This window comes from Streptomyces sp. NPDC002896, from assembly GCF_040295225.1.
In the GTDB taxonomy this organism is placed as follows: Bacteria; Actinomycetota; Actinomycetes; order Streptomycetales; family Streptomycetaceae; genus Streptomyces.
The window spans coordinates 369,517-386,078 of sequence record NZ_JBEOVA010000005.1 but is presented as its reverse complement, the minus strand read 5'-3'; the positions used below and the strand labels follow the sequence as shown (position 1 = coordinate 386,078).

The following is a 16,562-nucleotide window of genomic DNA, read 5'->3' as shown; positions in this document are numbered from 1 at the left end:
CCACGCTCGACGCCCGTCCGGTTCAGACCGCGCCCGGCGCCGGTATCTTCCCGCTCGTCTTCTCGCCGTCCGCCCTGCCCACCGTGCACACGGCCTTGGTGAACCCCGCGTCCCAGTCGTCCTTGCCTGGAATCCAGCCGTACACCGCGAGCTCGGCGCCGGACGCCCAAGTCGACTCGAACTTGTTCTGGCAGAGCTTGTTGGCGTTGTCGAGTGCCTTCTTGTGCTCCATGTCGTCCGGCGCCGGGACCATCCCGATGACCTGGTCGGTGTGCGGTTGGGCGCAGTCGACGAGCGGTGCCTTGTAAGTGTCCTTCTCCTCGACGTAGTTCCAGCAGTCCCCCATGCTCATCTGGCTGACCCACAAATTCGTGCCCGCGTCGCGGAACTTGCCTACTTCACCGCCGATCGGGACATGGCGTCCCAGTACCAGACATACCGTGCCGCCACCGGCCGCCACGAACCCGTCCTTCGCCGGCTTGAGGGCGTAGGAGCCGGCGTCGGGCATGGCCGTCGCTATCTCCTCGGTCTGCTGCTCGCAGCGCCTCGCGCCCTCGCTGAGGGCCTCGTCGTAGTCCTTGGCGATGTCGACGGCGACGACCTGCCCGTCCGGAACGTCCTCCGCGCAGTCCACGACGCCGAGGTTGGGCACGGACTTGAACGCGTCTCCGGACCAGACGGCGTTCACACAGTCTCCGACCTGCAACCGCTTGGTCAGCCCCACCTTCTCGCCGTACGGATACGCAGGGCCGGTCGGCGAGTCGGAGACGCTCGGCGATGCCGATTGCTTCGCACTCGTGTCCTTCTTACCTCCGCCCTTTCCTCCGTCGCCGCCCCCGCCGCCGAACGAGAGAGCCGCCCAGGTTCCGGTGCCGATGGAGAGCACGACGGCGATCACGATCGCGACGACGGACGCGGCGGGCAGCCGGCGGCGCGGGCCGCCTGGTCCGCCCGGCCCTGGGCTGCCCGGGCCCGGACCGCCCGGGCCCCCGGTCTGCCCGGGCCCGCCGAACTGAGGCCCCGCCACCCCCGAATAAGGGGAACCGGAACCGGAATAGGGCGACCCGGGGACACCGGACCCGACCGCGTAGGGATTCCATCCCTCGTACCCGGAGGCGCCGCCCTGCGCGGGCGCCGATGAGCCGAACGGCGTGCCCATGGGCGCTCCCACCTGCGGCCCACCCGGTGTGCTCGGTCCGGATGCCGGGGTCTGCGGTGTGTGCGGCGTCTGCGCGGCCGGGGCGGACTGCGGCGTCTGCGGGGTGCCGGCGCCCACCGGTCCGGGCGTAACCGGAGTCCTCGGCCCGGATCCGTACCCCGATGCGTGTCCTGCCGCATGGCCCACCGCATGGCCGGATCCGTCCGGCGTCGGTCCGGGTGCCCATCCGCCCTGTCCGGGCGTCGACCCCGGCACGGGCGTCACCACCGGTGGAGGCCCGAAGAAACCGCCCGCCGGCCCCTGGAGGACCCGCTCCAGGCCACGGGCCACGGCCTCGGGAGCCGACCGCCGCACCGGGTCCTTGATGAGCAACCCGTGTAGCACGGGCGCGAGTTGACCGGCGCGCTGCGGCGGATGGGGATCCTCGGTGAGCAGGGCGGTCAGCGTCGAGTACTCGTCGTTGCGGTCGAATGGGCCTCGGCCCTCCACGGCCTGATACAGCGTGGCGCCCAGCGAGAAGAGGTCCGCCGCGGGCGTCGGCGGCTCGCCACGCGCGCGTTCGGGCGCCAGATAGCCGGGAGTTCCGAGGATCCCCGCGGTCGCGGTCAGCCGGGGCTCCCTCGACTCCGGCTGCAGCGCGATGCCGTAGTCCGTGAGGAGCACGCGCGCGTGCGGATCGCCCGAAGCGTCCGGCGCGAGAAGGATGTTGGCCGGTTTCACATCCCGGTGCAGGATGCCGATGCGATGCCCGGCGGTGAGCGCGTCCAGCACCGCGAGCCCGATCCGGGCCGTCTGCTCGGGCGTCCGCGGTCCCGAACGGCGGACGAGTGCCCCGAGATCGACCGCGTCCGGCACGTACTCCATGACGATCCATGGCAGCCCCTCGTGCAGCAGCACGTCGTGCACCGTCGCCACATGCGGATGGCCCCGCAACCGCGCCGCATGCCGGGCCTCGCTGCGCGCCCGAGCGATGCGCTGCGCGGGCTCCGATGCGTCCATCGGCACGTCCGGCATGGCGATCTCCTTCATGGAGACCTCGCAGGCCAGCTCCTCGTCGTACGCGAGCCAGACGCGCCCCATGCCGCCCGCGCCCAGCGTCCTCAGCAGCCGGTACCGGCCGTTGATGACCCTGCCTTCACCGTGATCCGGCGTCTCCCCCGCCATGGCGCCTCCCCCGAGACAGCGCGCCTCCCCCGAGGACGCGTGGAGCTTGTCTCAAGAAGGTAGCTTCGCAGACGCCACTGACAGGAGACCTTTTACGGACCAATCCCGTCATACCGGACCCGCCAGCCCCACTGGCGAGGTCCAGCCCCAGCGGCAACGGCGCGCTACGGCAGGAATCGGCCCGTTGCGGTAGGAGACGCCGCGGAGCGTCTACGGAATCGCCGGCTCCAGGAACCCCTGCTCGATCAGCAGCCGGATCTGAGCGGGCGTCCGGTCGCGCAGCGACACGGGGTCCTCGCCAACCAGTTGGGCGATCGCGTCGAGGATGCGTCCCGCGCTCAGCGTGCCGTCGCACACGCCCGCGAATCCGGCGCCGACCGTGTCCACCTTGGTCGCCCGCCGCATCCCGCGGTGCTGACGCAGCACCACATGCTCGGGGTCCTCGGCTCCGGGCAGCCCGACCTGCTCCTGCACCACCTCGGCGGCGAGTGCGAAGTGCGAGGTGAGCAGCGCCGCGTCGTCGTGCGTCCGCAGATAGTCCTGGCGCTCGAAGTGCCGCCGCACGGCCTCGCCGAGCGGCTGTTCGACGGAGTGCGGCCACTCCTCCACCGTGATGGCGGGTTCCGCCGCGTCCGTCCTGTGCAGCGTGATCCATCCGAAGCCGACGGACCTGGTCTTGCGGGCCTCGAACTCGTCGAGCCATGCGTCGTAGCGCGCGGCGTACTCGGCCGGGTCCGTGCGGTGGTCGCCCGCGTCGCGCAGCCACAGCTCGGCGTACTGCGTGATGTCCTGCACCTCTCGCTGCACGATCCAGGCGTCGCAGCCGCGCGGCACCCAGGAGCGGAGCCGGTCGGTCCACTCCTCGCCCTCCACGTGCTGCCAGTTGGCGAGGAACTGCGCGTACCCGCCCGGGTTCAGCCGCTCCCCCGCCTGCCGGACGAGTGTCCGGCACAGGTCGTCCCCGCCCATCCCGCCGTCCCGGTAGGTGAGCCGAGACCCTTCGGGAGAGAGTGGCGAGATCACGAACGGCGGGTTGGACACGATCAGGTCGTACGTCTCGTCGGCCACCGGCTCGAAGAGCGAGCCCTGGCGCAGATCCGCCTCCGGGGCCCCGGACAGCGCGAGCGTGAGCCGGGTGATGTGCAGCGCCCGGGGGTTGAGGTCGGTCGCCGTCACCCGGGTCGCGTGCTGGGCGGCGTGCAGCGCCTGGATGCCGGAGCCGGTACCGAGGTCCAGGGCCGACGCTACGGGCGTGCGCACCGTGATACCGGCCAGCGTCGTGGACGCCCCGCCGACCCCCAGTACGACGCCCTCGTCGCGGTTGCCGATACCCCCGGCACCGCCGACCGCGCACCCGAGGTCCGACACGATGAACCAGTCCTCGCCGTCCGGCCCGCCGTACGGCCGCACATCCACCGTCGCCGCGACCTCGTGGCCGCCCACCCGGACCAGCCACCCGCTGTCGAGGCACTCCTCGACCGGCAAAACGTCCGCCACGCGCGCGTGCGCCACCGGCTGCTGCAGCAGGAAGAGCCGTACGAGCCCTTCCAGCGGTGTGTCCCCGCGGGTGGCGCGCAGGGCGGGGACCGTCTCGCTGCGCGCCAGCGCCGCGTACGCGGGGGCGCCGAGCAGCTCGAGCAGCCCGTCGGCGGTGAAATCGGCGGCCAGGAGGGCGTCGCGCAGCCGAGCGGCGACGTCGGCCCGACCGGGCGAGGGCAAGGAGGACAGGGAGGACTGACTGGCGGTACTCACGCGACCCATTGTGTCGTCCAGAACGCAGAAGGGCGCGCCACCCTCACCGCTGTGGACCGGCGTGCCCGCACCGCTGTGGGTCCCGGGCTCGGGGCGACCAAGCCGCCCCCGAAAGGGGCGGCGCGCGTCAGCCCTGCGTAGCCGCCGGCGAGGAAGACGCACTCTTGCAGCTGGCCTGCCGCTGCATCGCCTTCCCGACGTCGCCCTCCTCGAGCTTCTCCAGGGCGTCGTTGCCGCTCTTGCTGAGCTTGTCCAGCTGGCTCGCGATGTCCTTGAGGCCGTCGGCGAACTTCGCCTGGTCGTCGGTGTTGAGGTCGTCGACCTTCTTCTTCAGGTCGGCGTACGACGCGGAGATGCTCTTGAGCTCCTTGACGGCGTCCTGCTGCTTCTTGTCGCCGTTGTCGACCGGCGGCGAACCGGCCTTGTCTACGGCAGCGCCGATCGCCTTGTATGCGTCCGACATGTCCTGGAAGGCCTGGGAGTCGGTCTTCTGGACATCCTCCGGCGTGCTGTTGTCCGAGGTCTGCTTCTGGATCGCGGCGTTGGCGTCCTCGATCGCCTTCGCCTGCGGCTTCACCGCGTCACAGACCGACTTGGCCCAGGCGTCCAGCTCCTCGTTGCTGTCGTTACTGCATCCCGACAGCGCCAGTACCAGTACCGCACCGCCGGACAGTGCGGCAGCGAGCTTCTTGTTCACCGGATTGGTCCCTTCCATGGCTCTCGGCCCCGGAACTTACACGCCAAGTGGGCGACTATCTCATGTCGGACGTCCGATATGAACGCTATTGAAGCCATTTGCACCAAGGGAGAGAAGGGTCACGAGCGCACAGAAACGGGCGTGCGACGCGCAGTAACGCGTCGCACGCCCGCCCTTCGAGCCCCGCCTGATCAGGTGTTCTGACCAGACGTCAGGAAACCACCGCCGGATCGGCCGGCTTGGACGACCGCTCGGCGTTGTCTTCGTCACCCACAGCGATCCCTCGCCGCTTCGATACGTACACCGCACCGACGATGACGACGATGGCCACCGCCGCGATGAGCACCCGGATACCGAGACTGGCATCGTCGCCATAGTTGAATTTGACTACTGCGGGCGCGATGAGCAGCGCCACCAGGTTCATCACCTTCAGCAGCGGGTTGATCGCCGGCCCGGCGGTGTCCTTGAAGGGGTCGCCGACCGTGTCGCCGATCACCGTCGCGGCATGGGCCTCGCTGCCCTTGCCGCCGTGGTGGCCGTCCTCGACGAGCTTCTTCGCGTTGTCCCAGGCACCTCCGGAATTGGCGAGGAAGACCGCCATCAGCGTGCCCGTGCCGATCGCGCCCGCGAGATACGCACCGAGCGCGCCGACACCGAGCGTGAACCCGATCGCGATCGGCGCCATCACGGCGAGCAGCCCCGGCGTCGCGAGCTCGCGCAGCGCGTCCTTGGTGCAGATGTCGACGACGCGCCCGTACTCCGGCTTCTCCGTGTAGTCCATGATCCCGGGGTGCTCGCGGAACTGCCGCCGCACCTCGTAGACCACCGCGCCCGCCGACCGCGACACCGCGTTGATGGCGAGACCGGAGAAGAGGAAGACGACGGCCGCACCGGCGATCAGACCCACCAGGTTGTTGGGCTGCGAGATGTCCATCAGCAGGTTCATCGGTGCGTTCCTGCCGGTGACGCTCTCGCCGACCTCCTGCGCGGCGGTGACGATCGCGTCCCGGTACGAGCCGAAGAGCGCCGACGCCGCGAGGACCGCCGTGGCGATGGCGATGCCCTTGGTGATGGCCTTCGTCGTGTTGCCCACGGCGTCCAGGTCGGTGAGCACCTGGGCGCCCGCGCCCGTGACGTCGCCGGACATCTCGGCGATGCCCTGCGCGTTGTCGGAGACCGGACCGAAGGTGTCCATGGCGACGATCACGCCGACCGTCGTGAGCAGACCGGTGCCGGCCAGCGCCACCGCGAAGAGCGCCAGCATGATCGACGTACCGCCGAGCAGGAACGCCCCGTACACGCCCAGGCCGATCAGCAGCGCGGTGTAGACAGCCGATTCGAGACCGAGGGAGATACCGGCGAGGACGACGGTGGCCGGGCCGGTGAGCGACGTCTTGCCGATGTCCCGTACGGGCCGCCGGCTGGTCTCGGTGAAGTAGCCGGTGAGCTGCTGGATCAGCGCGGCCAGGACGATGCCGATCGCCACGGCGACCAGTGCGAGGACCCGCGGATCACCGCTCTTGGCCTGGATCGCCGCGTCGGTGACGCCCTTCAGGTCGGCGTACGAGGACGGCAGGTAGATGAAGACCGCGGCGGCCACCAGCGCGAGCGAGATCAGCGCGGAGATGAAGAACCCGCGGTTGATCGCGGTCATGCCGCTGCGGTCCGCGCGGCGGGGCGCCACCGCGAAGATGCCGATCATCGCCGTCACGACGCCGATCGCCGGGACGATCAGCGGGAAGGCGAGTCCGGAGTCGCCGAAGGCCGCCTTGCCGAGGATCAGCGCGGCGACCAGCGTCACGGCGTACGACTCGAAGAGGTCCGCGGCCATACCTGCGCAGTCGCCGACGTTGTCGCCCACATTGTCGGCGATGGTCGCGGCATTACGCGGGTCGTCCTCCGGAATGCCCTGCTCGACCTTGCCGACCAGGTCGGCGCCGACGTCGGCGGCCTTGGTGAAGATGCCGCCGCCGACACGCATGAACATCGCGATCAGCGCGGCGCCGAGACCGAAGCCCTCCAGCACCTTCGGCGCGTCGGCCGCGTACACCAGCACCACACAGGAGGCGCCGAGCAGACCGAGCCCCACCGTGAACATGCCGACGACGCCGCCGGTACGGAACGCGATCTTCATGGCTTTGTGCGAGACGGCCGTCAGATCTTTTTCCGGTTCTCCTTCTGCGGGAGTCGCTTCGCGGGCGGCGGCTGCCACCCGCACATTGCTCCGTACAGCGAGCTGCATGCCGATATAGCCGGTGGCCGCCGAGAATGCCGCGCCGATCAGGAAGAACACCGAGCGTCCGGCGCGCTGATTCCAGTCGTCCGCGGGCAGCAGCATGAGCAGGAAGAACACCACGACGGCGAATACCGCGAGCGTGCGCAGCTGCCGGGCCAGATAGGCATTCGCGCCTTCCTGGACCGCCGCCGCGATCTTCTTCATGGTGTCGGTGCCCTGGCCTGCCGCGAGCACCTGGCGCACCAGTACTCCGGCGACCACCAGAGCCGCGAGCGCGACGGCCGCGATGACCGTCACGATGAGCCGGTTGTCGTCGGTCAGTACCGCGGCTGCGAAGGTTGAGGGGTGGTCCAGCTGATGAGGGGTAGAAAGCCCCGCCATTCGTCCTCCTTGACGCTTGGGCTGAGCTCAAGATGTGGACGGATTGTAGGTACCAGGCCCTGATCAAAACAGAGCGCGACAAACGGAATCGACCTTGATGTGCTCTTCAGTAAATGATCCCTCAATGCCGACTACATCCAAACGGAGTAACGCCCTGAAAGCATTGACGTCGCGCGAATGATCTAATGATTGACCTGGGGAGTGATCTAGGAAAATGAAAAAGGCCCTGTTCAACAGGGCCTGAAAAGAAAAACGATCAGAAGGCGCGTCCCTCACCCGGGGACGGCGAGGGGTTTCATTCGATCACCGCTGACGATCATGGCAGTACCGTCGTCGCGGAGGTGGTCGGCCAGCTCATCCGGATCAGGCCGCCGTGCTCGTCGGCGCTCACCTCGACGTCGTCCACGAGACCGCTGATGACGGCGAGGCCCATCTCGTCCTCTTCCGGCTCGGGCTCGTCGGCCCCTACGCCGTCCTCGCCTGGCGCCCCGTGAGAGGCGGCCGCATGCGGCACCTCGTCACCGACCTCGATGGAGAACTGCTTCTCCTCCTCGGTCAGCAGCACCCTCACCGGCGCGGTGACGCCGCCGTTCTGGTGCAGCCCGACGGCTCGGGTGCAGGCCTCGCCGACGGCGAGCCTTACCTCGTCGAGAACGGCCTCGTCCACCCCAGCCCTGCGCGCCACTGCTGCCGCCACGAGTCGGGCGGTCCTGACATGCTCGGGCAGCGCGCTGAAGCGGAGTTCAACGGTGGCCATGCATCCCCCTCGGACGTATGGGCGTGCTCTCGGAAGACCGGGCCGCCGACGGCCCGGTCCCCCTGCTTGTGCCACCCGGGTCCAGGCCCGGGAGACCGGCTCAGTCGGTGGCCGCGACCGCTTCCTCGACCGAGGTGTGGATCGGGAACACCTTCGTCAGACCGGTGATCCGGAAGATCTTCAGAATGCGCTCCTGGTTGCAGACGAGGCGCAGCGAGCCCTCATGGGCGCGCACCCGCTTCAGCCCGCCAACCAGCACGCCGAGCCCGGTGGAGTCGAGGAAGTCCACGCCCTCCATGTCGACGACGAGGTGGAAATTGCCGTCGTTCACCAGCTCGACCAGCTGCTCGCGCAGCTTGGGCGCGGTATATACATCAATTTCGCCACCGACCTCGACGACCGTACGATCGCCGACGGTACGGGTCGACAGGGACAGGTCCACGGATCCTCCAGCACCTTGCTATCGAGCGGTCGCCCCTAGGGACACCTCGGCTTGAGCCCCCGGGACGGATCGCCAGCCGCGATGGCATTCAATCACTTACTGGCAGGCGTGTACGACGCCTTAGGCCATTGTCCGTCACCCCAGTGACACACTCGATGCCGATGGCCAAGAATCACCGATCCGATCGACGCACGGGGGACACCACGGTGCGCCCCTCCCCGCGTGCTGTCCTGGACCGGCTCGCCCCGGGCCCGAGCCGGGCTTCCCGTATCACTCATACGGAGCACTTGCCCCCGAGAGCGGGGCGCCATGCCATCTGGCCGGACCGTGTCCGCCCGGAGGTGATCGCGGCCGTGCAGGCAGCCGGGATCGAGCACCCCTGGTCCCATCAGGCACTCGCCGCGGAGCACGCCCTGGACGGCGAGTGCGTGGTCGTCTCCACCGGTACCGCGTCCGGGAAGTCCCTCGGCTATCTCGTACCGGTCCTCAGCACCCTGCTCGACGGCTCCGACGCACCCAACGGGCGGGGCGCGACCGCCCTCTATCTCGCCCCCACGAAGGCGCTCGCGGCCGACCAGTGCCGGGCGGTGAAGGATCTCGCGCGGCCCCTGGGCCACGCCGTACGGCCCGCGGCCTACGACGGCGACACCCCCGTCGAGGAGCGCGAGTGGGTGCGTCAGTACGCCAACTACGTGCTGACCAACCCCGACATGCTGCACCGCGGAATACTCCCGTCCCACCCCCGCTGGTCCTCCTTCCTGCGTGCCTTGCGCTATGTCGTCATCGACGAGTGCCACACCTACCGCGGTGTCTTCGGCTCCCACGTCGCCCAGGTGCTGCGCCGGCTGCGCCGCGTGTGCGCCCGCTACGGCTCCGAACCCGTCTTCCTCATGGCCTCCGCCACCGCCGCCGAACCCGCCGTGGCCGCCCAGCGCCTCACCGGACTCCCCGTACGCGAGATCTCCGACGACGCATCGCCCCGCGGCGAGCTCGTCTTCGCCCTCTGGGAGCCACCGCTCACCGAACTCCACGGCGAGAAGGGCGCGCCCGTGCGCCGCACGGCCACCGCCGAGACCGCCGACCTGCTGACCGACCTGGTCGTGCAGGGCGTGCGCACGGTCGCCTTCGTACGGTCGCGCAGAGGCGCCGAGCTGATCTCCGTGATCGCCCAGGAGCGTCTGGCCGCAGTGGCGTCGGCGGCCGACACACCGGGCGACCGGTCGCTCGCCCAGCGCGTCGCGGCCTACCGAGGCGGCTACCTGCCCGAGGAGCGCCGCGCCCTGGAGCGCGCCCTCCACTCCGGAGAGCTCCTCGGCCTGGCCGCCACGACCGCCCTCGAGCTGGGGGTCGACGTGTCCGGTCTGGACGCCGTCGTCATCGCCGGCTACCCGGGCACCCGGGCATCGCTGTGGCAGCAGGCGGGCCGCGCCGGCCGCTCCGGACAGGGCGCACTGGCCGTGTTGGTCGCCCGGGACGACCCGCTGGACACGTATCTCGTCCATCATCCGGAGGCCCTGTTCCAGCAGCCGGTGGAGTCCACGGTCCTCGACCCGGACAACCCGTACGTCCTCGCGCCGCACCTGTGCGCCGCGGCCGCCGAGCTGCCGCTCACGGATGACGACCTGCCCCTCTTCGGCCCGGCCACCGCCGAGCTGCTGCCGCAGCTGGAGGCCGCGAAGCTGCTGCGCCGCCGCGCCAAGGCCTGGCACTGGACCCGCAGGGAACGGGCCGCGGACCTGGCCGACATCCGCGGCGAGGGCGGCCGGCCGGTACAGGTCGTGGAGGCCGCGACCGGCCGACTGCTCGGCACCGTCGACGCCTCCGCCGCGCACGCCACCGTCCACGACGGCGCGGTCCACCTTCACCAGGGCCGTACGTACCTGGTGCGGCAGCTGGACCTGGAGGACTCGGTCGCGCTGGTCGAGGAGGCCGATCCGCCCTATTCGACCGTGGCCCGCGACATCACCTCCATCTCCGTCCTGGAGACCGACGTCGAGGTCCCGTGGGGCGAGGCCCGTCTGTGCTACGGCTCCGTCGAAGTCACCAACCAGGTCGTCTCCTTTCTGCGTCGCAAACTCATCACGGGCGAGGTGCTGGGCGAGACCAGACTCGACCTCCCTCCTCGTACGCTCCGCACGCGCGCCGTGTGGTGGACGGTCACCGAGGACCAGGTGGAGGCCGCACGGGTCAACCCGGAGCAGCTGGGCGGCGCGCTGCACGCCGCGGAGCACGCTTCGATCGGCATGCTCCCGCTCTTCGCGACCTGCGACCGCTGGGACATCGGCGGCGTCTCCATCCCGCTGCACCCGGACACCCTGCTGCCCACCGTCTTCGTGTACGACGGCCACCCCGGCGGCGCCGGCTTCGCGGAGCGCGCCTTCCACACTGCCCGGGAGTGGCTCACCGCCACCCGCGAGGCCATCGCCTCCTGCGAGTGCGAGGCGGGCTGCCCGTCGTGCATCCAGTCCCCGAAGTGCGGCAACGGCAACGATCCCCTGCACAAGCGCGGAGCCGTACGCCTCCTGACCGTGCTGCTTCAAGGGGCTCCCGGCGACGAGGCACCTGGTGCTGCGAAATGCGAGGCGCCTCGTCCTGCGGTAAGCGCGGAGTCCAGTGACGCTTGAGTATCTGGTCCCGGAGCAACAGGACCCGCCGGTCCCGCCCGCGATCTGACCTCCGCCGTCCACGGGCCGAGGCCGGCCGCCGCCGTGACGTCGGAGATCTCGCCGGACACGGTGCACCGCACGAGCCGCGCGCCCTGTGCCCGGGCCACCCGTTCCGCCCGGGCACACGCGCGCATACTCCCCTCCATCCAGTGGTCCGCCGCCGCCAGCGCCGCCAGGTCGGCGGCACCGCCCGCCTCATGACGAGCGATCACGGCCTGCCCCATGGTCAGCACGGCGCCGAACACCAGGCACAACACCGCGATCGCGCCGACGACCCAGACGGTGGCGGAGCCACGGTCCGATGTGCGGGCCGGCAACCAGCGCCTTGTCCGGCCGAGCCGTTTCCACCGGCGCCTGGCCCAGCAGCGCCTCATCCGTCACTCACCCCCACCGTCTCCTCGGCCAGCGCCACGGCCTCGTGCCTCAGTCGCAGGGACAGCGCACCGGGACCCGGTGAGTCCGCTGTGACCTCCACCCGGACCAGGTCGCCGTCCCGCCGCACGGTGACCCGCGCCCCGTCCGGTGCGGCCTGCTCCGCCGCTGCCAGAGCGACCTCCTCGGGATCCTGGCGGGCCGCCGCACGGGCCCCGGCCCGCGCGGCGTCCACACACTGGATCTGGGCGGACGCGGCCAGCAGCGCCCAGACCAGTCCCATCGCGAACAGCACCAGAGCGGGGAGCACCACCGCCGCCTCGGCCGTCGCGAACCCCTGGTCCCGAGGCCGCCGGACCGGCCGGCTCACAGCGGGCATGTTCGTTCCCGCCCCAGCGGCGTGCCCCTCGTCCGCCACCGCATGTGTCTCGTCTCCGCCCGCATGCACCTGCTGCCGATCCGCTTCCAGCCTTGTCTCAGAACTGGACATTGAGCGCCTTGTCCACGATGCCCTGCAGCGCGGCCATCACCTGGCCACTCGTCAGCACCTTGTAGAGCAACGAGGCGAACCCCACGGCCGCGATCAGGCCCATCGCGTACTCGGAGGTGACCATCCCCGTGTCCCTCCGCCGCTCCGCGGATGCCGTACGAACCCTGCGCAACAGGCCACGCACGCGTGCCCGCATCACTTCACACATCCCAACCCCCGGAAATCTCTGAAGAACTTCGGTACTTGCAGGCCCGCCCTTGCTCGGCGGGCCTTCGTTTCACAGGCCGGAGACCGGCCGCGCGCCTTCCCCTCAGCGACCACCCCCGCCCAACACACCACCCGCCAGACCGATAAGCACCGGGACGACTCCGACGGCGATGAACGCAGGCAGGAAGCACAGCCCGACGGGAGCAGTGATCAGGACCCCGGCGCGGCGCGCCTTGGCCGCGGCGGTACGCCCCCACTCGGCCCTGGCCTCCGAGGCGAGCCGCGCGACCGGCACCGCCGCCGGTGCACCCGAATCCCCCGCCCGCTCCAGGAGCCGGGCCAGCGCTCCGGCCCTCGGTATCGCGGCCAGCCGCCGCCATGCCTCCGCAGGTTCGCCACCGAGCCGCACCTCGGCCGCTCCCCACGCCAGCCGTTCGCCCACCGGGCCGCCCAGCGATCCGCCAACTGCCTGCGCCGCGCTGACCGGGTCGGCGCCGGCCGCGATGCATGCCGCCAGCAGATCGGCGGCGAGCGGCAGCTGGCGTGCCGCCGCATCCTGATCGGCGCCCAGGACCGGTGCACCTGTCCGCCCCGCTCGCCGCCAGCGCAAGGCGCCGTATCCGGCGAACGCCCCGACCAGGCAGCCCACTGGCCCGCCCACCAGCGCATATCCGGCACACACCGCGCCCACCACCGGCGCCCATCGCCGTACCGCATCCCGCACCCGTGCTCTCCTGGGGGGAGCCGCCCGGCTCGCCGTGCCCAGCAGCACACCCAGCCGGCGCCGCACCGCCCGTTCACGCCGCCCGGAACTCAGTACGTGCACCAGCCACAGCGCGGCCGCTGCGACGCACACCGCCGCCCCCAGCCTGTGGACAACGTTCACCGCTCCTCCGCCCCTCGTACGATCCTCAGCGCCCACCACAGCCCCGCGCCCTCCAGCACCCCTCCGACGAGCAGGCAACCGAGCCCCGGCCCCGTGTGCAGCAGGACCCGCAGCGGATCGGCGCCCAGTGCCGTGCCGAGAAGCAGGCCCAGGAGGGGGAGCGACGCGAGCAGTACGGCCGTTGAGCGGGCTCCCGCCAACTGGGCTCGCAGGTCGGCACGTTGATCACGCTCCGCGCGGAGTGCGCCCTCCAGCCGCTCCAACCCGGTGGCCAGGCCGGCGCCTCGGTCCACGGCGACCCGCCAGCACGCCGCGAGTCCCCGCAGGCCTTCGGCCCCCGGCTCCCGCGCGGCCTCTCCAAGGGCGCCCGGCACGTCCCCGCCGAACCGGGCTGCCGCCACCACGGCGGCCCGGGCCGCGCCGAGCCCTCCCGAATCGCGGGCCGTGACGAGCAGCGCATCGGCGGGCTGCCGCCCGGCGCGCACCTCTCCGGCGAGCGCGTCGCACAGGGCGATCACCGCATCGATCCGTTGCTCGCCCAAGTGCCGTGCCACCCTGGCCCGCCGCGCCCGCCCGGCGAGGGGCACACCCACTGCCCCCACGAGAACCGGCACGAACGACTCCCCGATGAGCGCGACCACAACCCCGGCCAGGAGGCACCACCATTCGGGCCGCAGCCGATCGCGACACCAGGCCCTCGCCTGTTCCCACGGCGGCCGGACGGGTCCCGTCGTCCCGCCGTCCGCCAGCAGCAGCCGGGCCCTTCGTACTGCTCGGTCACGCCCGCCCATCAGCCAGGCCGCCGCTCCCGCGCACACCATCGCCGCGCAGATCGGCGCCGAGGACACCATCCCCGTCACAGCGCCCCACCCCCGAGCAGTCCCTGCAGCCGCTGCCAGCCCCGCTCGAACCGGAAGGCATCCGGGCCCCAGCGCAGCGCGGGCACCGTCACTACAAGCCCGGAGGCCTCCCGCTCCAGGACATGCACCTCGGCGATACGCCGTCGTCCGTCGCGGTCGCGGACGAGATGGAGCACCACGGACAGCGCGGCCGCCAACTGGCTGTGGAGCGCCGCCCGGTCGAGACCGGCCGCAGTGCCCAGCGCCTCCAGGCGCGCCGGCACATCGCCCGCCGCATTGGCGTGGACAGTGCCGCAGCCCCCTTCGTGACCCGTGTTGAGGGCGGCGAGCAGATCGACGACCTCCGCACCCCGCACTTCGCCGACCACCAGCCGGTCGGGGCGCATCCTCAGCGCCTGGCGCACCAGGTCCTCGAGCGTGACGAGCCCCGCACCCTCCTGGTTGGCGGGCCTGGTCTCCAGGCGCACCACATGCGGATGGTCGGGCCGCAGTTCCGCGGAGTCCTCGGCGAGCACGATCCGCTGACCCGGCCCGACCAGGCCGAGCAGGGCGCTCAACAGGGTCGTCTTGCCCGAACCCGTGCCGCCGCTGATCAAGAACGACAGCCTCGCCTCGAGCAGCGCACGCAGCACCCCCTCTCCGCCGGGTGGCACCGTGCCCGCAGCCACCAGCTCGTCCAGAGTGAAGGCACGCGGCCGCACGACCCGGAGAGACAGGCAGGTCGAGCCCACGGCGACCGGTGGAAGCACCGCGTGCAAGCGCGTCCCGTCCGGCAGCCGGGCGTCCACCCAGGGCCGTGCGTCGTCGAGCCGCCGCCCGGCCACCGCCGCCAGACGCTGCGCAAGTCGGCGTACCGCCGCGGCGTCCGGAAAGGTCACCCTGGTGAGCTCCAGGCCGCCCCCGCGGTCCACCCATACCCGGTCAGGCGCGGAGACCAGAACGTCCGTCACCCGCGGGTCGGCGAGCAGCGGCTCCAGGGGCCCTGCGCCGACCAGCTCGGACCGCAACTGTTCAGCTGCGCCCAGCACTTCGGCGTCGCCGAGCACCTTGCCCTGCTCCCTCAGTGCCTGAGCGACCCGAGCGGGGGTCGGGTCGGAACCGCTCTCGGCGAGCCACTGCCGCACCCCGTCCAGCAGCCCGGCGCTCCTGCCGGCCTGCCCCGCGTGTGCGGAGCTGCCTGCCGGCGCGACTGCCTGGCGGCTCATACGCCCCCTCCTTCGGCGGGCACCCGCTCCCAGAAGGCCCGGCAGAACCGCGCCAGCGGACCCCGCGCTGCTGCCCCGGGCGGCGCGCCGCCCGCCTGATCAGCCAACAGCCCGGGCTCCACCGGGAGTTCTCCCGCCAGCGGCAGCGAAAGGAGCCGCGCCACCTCGTCCGCGGGGAGCCCGCCGAGTCCCCCGGTGCCGCGCCCCGCACCCACCACGACCCGCAGGTCCTGCAGCACCATGCCGACCACCGACGCGACCCGTCTGGCCGCGGCCACCGCGCGCAGTTCCGGAGGCACCACCAGCAGCCCCAGGTCCAGCTGGGCGAGGACCTCGGCGGTCCCGTCGTCCACGCGGCGCGGCAGGTCCACGACCACCGAGCCGCCCCGCCTGCGGGCAGCGGCGAGCACGGCACGCACGGCCTCCGGCGGAACGACCACCGAATCGCCCCGGTCCCAGCTGAGGACCCTTAGCGCATGCAGCTCGGGCAGCGACTCCTCGAGGGCCGCGCCCCCGACCCTCCCGCGGGACTCGGCGAACGCGGGCCAGCGCAGTCCGTCGGCGGTCTCACCACCCAGCAGCACGTCGAGGCCGCCGCCCAACGGGTCGGCGTCCACCAGCAGGGTCGGCGCCCCTCCCGTGCCGACGTCACCGCGAGAGCGCACGCGAGCGTGGAGGCCCCCGCCCCTCCGCGCCCGCCGATCACGCCGACCGTGAGCGCGGGCCGTCCCGCACCCTCGGCCACGTCGGCGATCCGGTCCACCAGCCACTGCTCACCGTCGGGCAGCCGCAGCACATGGTCGGCGCCGATCTCCACGGCCCGCTGCCACACGTCCGGATCGTCCTGGTCGCGCCCGACCAGCACCACGCCCCGTCTGCGCACGGCACCCCGCACCCGGACGGCGGCATCGTCCCCCACCAGCACGAGCGGCGCCGCTTCCCAGTCGCCCCGCTGCTCGGGCACCCCGTGGTGCACGTCCGGTCTCGCCCCGGCCGCGGCACACAGCCGCAGCAGGTCGTCCAGCAGCTCCACGTCCTCCGTGACGATCAGCGGTGCGCCCTGCCGCCCCTCGGCGGCCGGCGACCGGTCGTATGCGATGGCTCCCGCCATGATCCCCAGCCCCTCTCGCTGTACACGTCATGCGCCCGTGAACCCGTGACCGCGGAGGACCGGCCGCCAATTCGCCAAAGAGAAGTGGCAGGGAACCGGCGGTGCGAACCGGCGAAACCGAGCCGGTCATGAACTCCGCGAGCGGGACGAGCGGAATCACCGTGCAGCGATCCCGGA

Annotated in this window: 13 protein-coding genes and 1 pseudogene; 1 reads left to right on the top strand and 13 read right to left on the bottom strand. The window is 71.5% G+C overall.

Features of this window, described 5'->3' with window-relative positions; genetic code table 11:
- Positions 1–22: 22 nt before the first annotated feature.
- The 6 genes from ABT009_RS11205 to bldG all read right to left on the bottom strand — a co-directional run bounded on the left by ABT009_RS11205 (position 23) and on the right by bldG (position 8,588).
- Positions 23–2,323 (bottom strand): serine/threonine-protein kinase, encoded by a 2,301-nt coding sequence (locus tag ABT009_RS11205; RefSeq protein ID WP_351291972.1) that lies wholly within the window; start codon positions 2,321–2,323, stop codon positions 23–25.
- Positions 2,324–2,533: 210 nt separating this feature from the next.
- Entirely contained in the window at positions 2,534–4,084 is a 1,551-nt protein-coding gene (locus ABT009_RS11200; RefSeq protein WP_351291970.1) for a DUF7059 domain-containing protein, read from the bottom strand.
- Between the two features lie 118 nt (positions 4,085–4,202).
- Positions 4,203–4,790 (bottom strand): small secreted protein, encoded by a 588-nt coding sequence (locus ABT009_RS11195; RefSeq protein ID WP_351291968.1) that lies wholly within the window; start codon positions 4,788–4,790, stop codon positions 4,203–4,205.
- Between the two features lie 193 nt (positions 4,791–4,983).
- A complete protein-coding gene (locus ABT009_RS11190; RefSeq protein WP_351291966.1) occupies positions 4,984–7,389 on the bottom strand; it encodes a sodium-translocating pyrophosphatase in 2,406 nt (801 codons plus the stop codon).
- 316 nt (positions 7,390–7,705) lie between these two features.
- On the bottom strand, positions 7,706–8,146 hold the full coding sequence (locus ABT009_RS11185) for an ATP-binding protein (RefSeq protein ID WP_351291964.1): 441 nt from the start codon (positions 8,144–8,146) through the stop codon (positions 7,706–7,708).
- A gap of 100 nt (positions 8,147–8,246) precedes the next feature.
- A complete protein-coding gene (gene bldG, locus ABT009_RS11180; RefSeq protein WP_010986038.1) occupies positions 8,247–8,588 on the bottom strand; it encodes an anti-sigma factor antagonist BldG in 342 nt (113 codons plus the stop codon).
- Between the two features lie 155 nt (positions 8,589–8,743).
- Here bldG and ABT009_RS11175 point away from each other — a divergent pair, with 155 nt between their 5' ends.
- On the top strand, positions 8,744–11,212 hold the full coding sequence (locus ABT009_RS11175; RefSeq protein WP_351291962.1) for a DEAD/DEAH box helicase: 2,469 nt from the start codon (positions 8,744–8,746) through the stop codon (positions 11,210–11,212).
- Here ABT009_RS11175 and ABT009_RS11170 read toward each other — a convergent pair.
- The 7 genes and pseudogenes from ABT009_RS11170 to ssd form a co-directional block, all read right to left on the bottom strand.
- Positions 11,125–11,628, bottom strand: coding sequence for an Rv3654c family TadE-like protein (locus ABT009_RS11170; RefSeq protein WP_502989846.1), 504 nt, complete (start codon positions 11,626–11,628; stop codon positions 11,125–11,127). The two genes, ABT009_RS11175 and ABT009_RS11170, sit on opposite strands and share 88 nt — an antisense overlap.
- On the bottom strand, positions 11,625–12,005 hold the full coding sequence (locus ABT009_RS11165) for a TadE family type IV pilus minor pilin (RefSeq protein ID WP_351291958.1): 381 nt from the start codon (positions 12,003–12,005) through the stop codon (positions 11,625–11,627). Before ABT009_RS11165 ends, ABT009_RS11170 begins: the two co-directional genes overlap by 4 nt.
- A gap of 97 nt (positions 12,006–12,102) precedes the next feature.
- On the bottom strand, positions 12,103–12,312 hold the full coding sequence (locus tag ABT009_RS11160) for a DUF4244 domain-containing protein (protein ID WP_351291956.1): 210 nt from the start codon (positions 12,310–12,312) through the stop codon (positions 12,103–12,105).
- Positions 12,313–12,426: 114 nt separating this feature from the next.
- On the bottom strand, positions 12,427–13,209 hold the full coding sequence (locus ABT009_RS11155; RefSeq protein WP_351291954.1) for a type II secretion system F family protein: 783 nt from the start codon (positions 13,207–13,209) through the stop codon (positions 12,427–12,429).
- Positions 13,206–14,060 carry a type II secretion system F family protein gene (locus ABT009_RS11150; protein ID WP_351292193.1) on the bottom strand — a complete coding sequence of 285 codons (855 nt, stop codon included), beginning with the start codon at positions 14,058–14,060 and terminating at the stop codon, positions 13,206–13,208. Before ABT009_RS11150 ends, ABT009_RS11155 begins: the two co-directional genes overlap by 4 nt.
- A gap of 5 nt (positions 14,061–14,065) precedes the next feature.
- Positions 14,066–15,274, bottom strand: a complete 1,209-nt coding sequence (locus tag ABT009_RS11145) for a TadA family conjugal transfer-associated ATPase (protein WP_351291952.1) — start codon at positions 15,272–15,274, stop codon at positions 14,066–14,068.
- A pseudogene (ssd, locus tag ABT009_RS11140) lies at positions 15,271–16,385 on the bottom strand (septum site-determining protein Ssd). The gene ABT009_RS11145 and the pseudogene ssd overlap by 4 nt, the downstream one beginning before the upstream one ends.
- Positions 16,386–16,562 lie beyond the last annotated feature (177 nt).

What these genes read in the sequence shown, in the direction of transcription:
- ABT009_RS11145 (WP_351291952.1), bottom strand. Translation starts at nt 15,274, where the DNA reads ATGAGCCGCCAGGCAGTCGCGCCGGCAGGCAGCTCCGCACACGCGGGG.
- ABT009_RS11160 (WP_351291956.1), bottom strand. Translation starts at nt 12,312, where the DNA reads ATGCGGGCACGCGTGCGTGGCCTGTTGCGCAGGGTTCGTACGGCATCC.
- ABT009_RS11175 (WP_351291962.1), top strand. Translation starts at nt 8,744, where the DNA reads ATGCCGATGGCCAAGAATCACCGATCCGATCGACGCACGGGGGACACC.
- ABT009_RS11190 (WP_351291966.1), bottom strand. Translation starts at nt 7,389, where the DNA reads ATGGCGGGGCTTTCTACCCCTCATCAGCTGGACCACCCCTCAACCTTC.
- ABT009_RS11165 (WP_351291958.1), bottom strand. Translation starts at nt 12,005, where the DNA reads ATGCCCGCTGTGAGCCGGCCGGTCCGGCGGCCTCGGGACCAGGGGTTC.
- ABT009_RS11150 (WP_351292193.1), bottom strand. Translation starts at nt 14,060, where the DNA reads ATGGTGTCCTCGGCGCCGATCTGCGCGGCGATGGTGTGCGCGGGAGCG.
- ABT009_RS11195 (WP_351291968.1), bottom strand. Translation starts at nt 4,790, where the DNA reads ATGGAAGGGACCAATCCGGTGAACAAGAAGCTCGCTGCCGCACTGTCC.
- ABT009_RS11200 (WP_351291970.1), bottom strand. Translation starts at nt 4,084, where the DNA reads ATGGGTCGCGTGAGTACCGCCAGTCAGTCCTCCCTGTCCTCCTTGCCC.
- ABT009_RS11185 (WP_351291964.1), bottom strand. Translation starts at nt 8,146, where the DNA reads ATGGCCACCGTTGAACTCCGCTTCAGCGCGCTGCCCGAGCATGTCAGG.
- ABT009_RS11205 (WP_351291972.1), bottom strand. Translation starts at nt 2,323, where the DNA reads ATGGCGGGGGAGACGCCGGATCACGGTGAAGGCAGGGTCATCAACGGC.
- ABT009_RS11170 (WP_502989846.1), bottom strand. Translation starts at nt 11,628, where the DNA reads ATGAGGCGCTGCTGGGCCAGGCGCCGGTGGAAACGGCTCGGCCGGACA.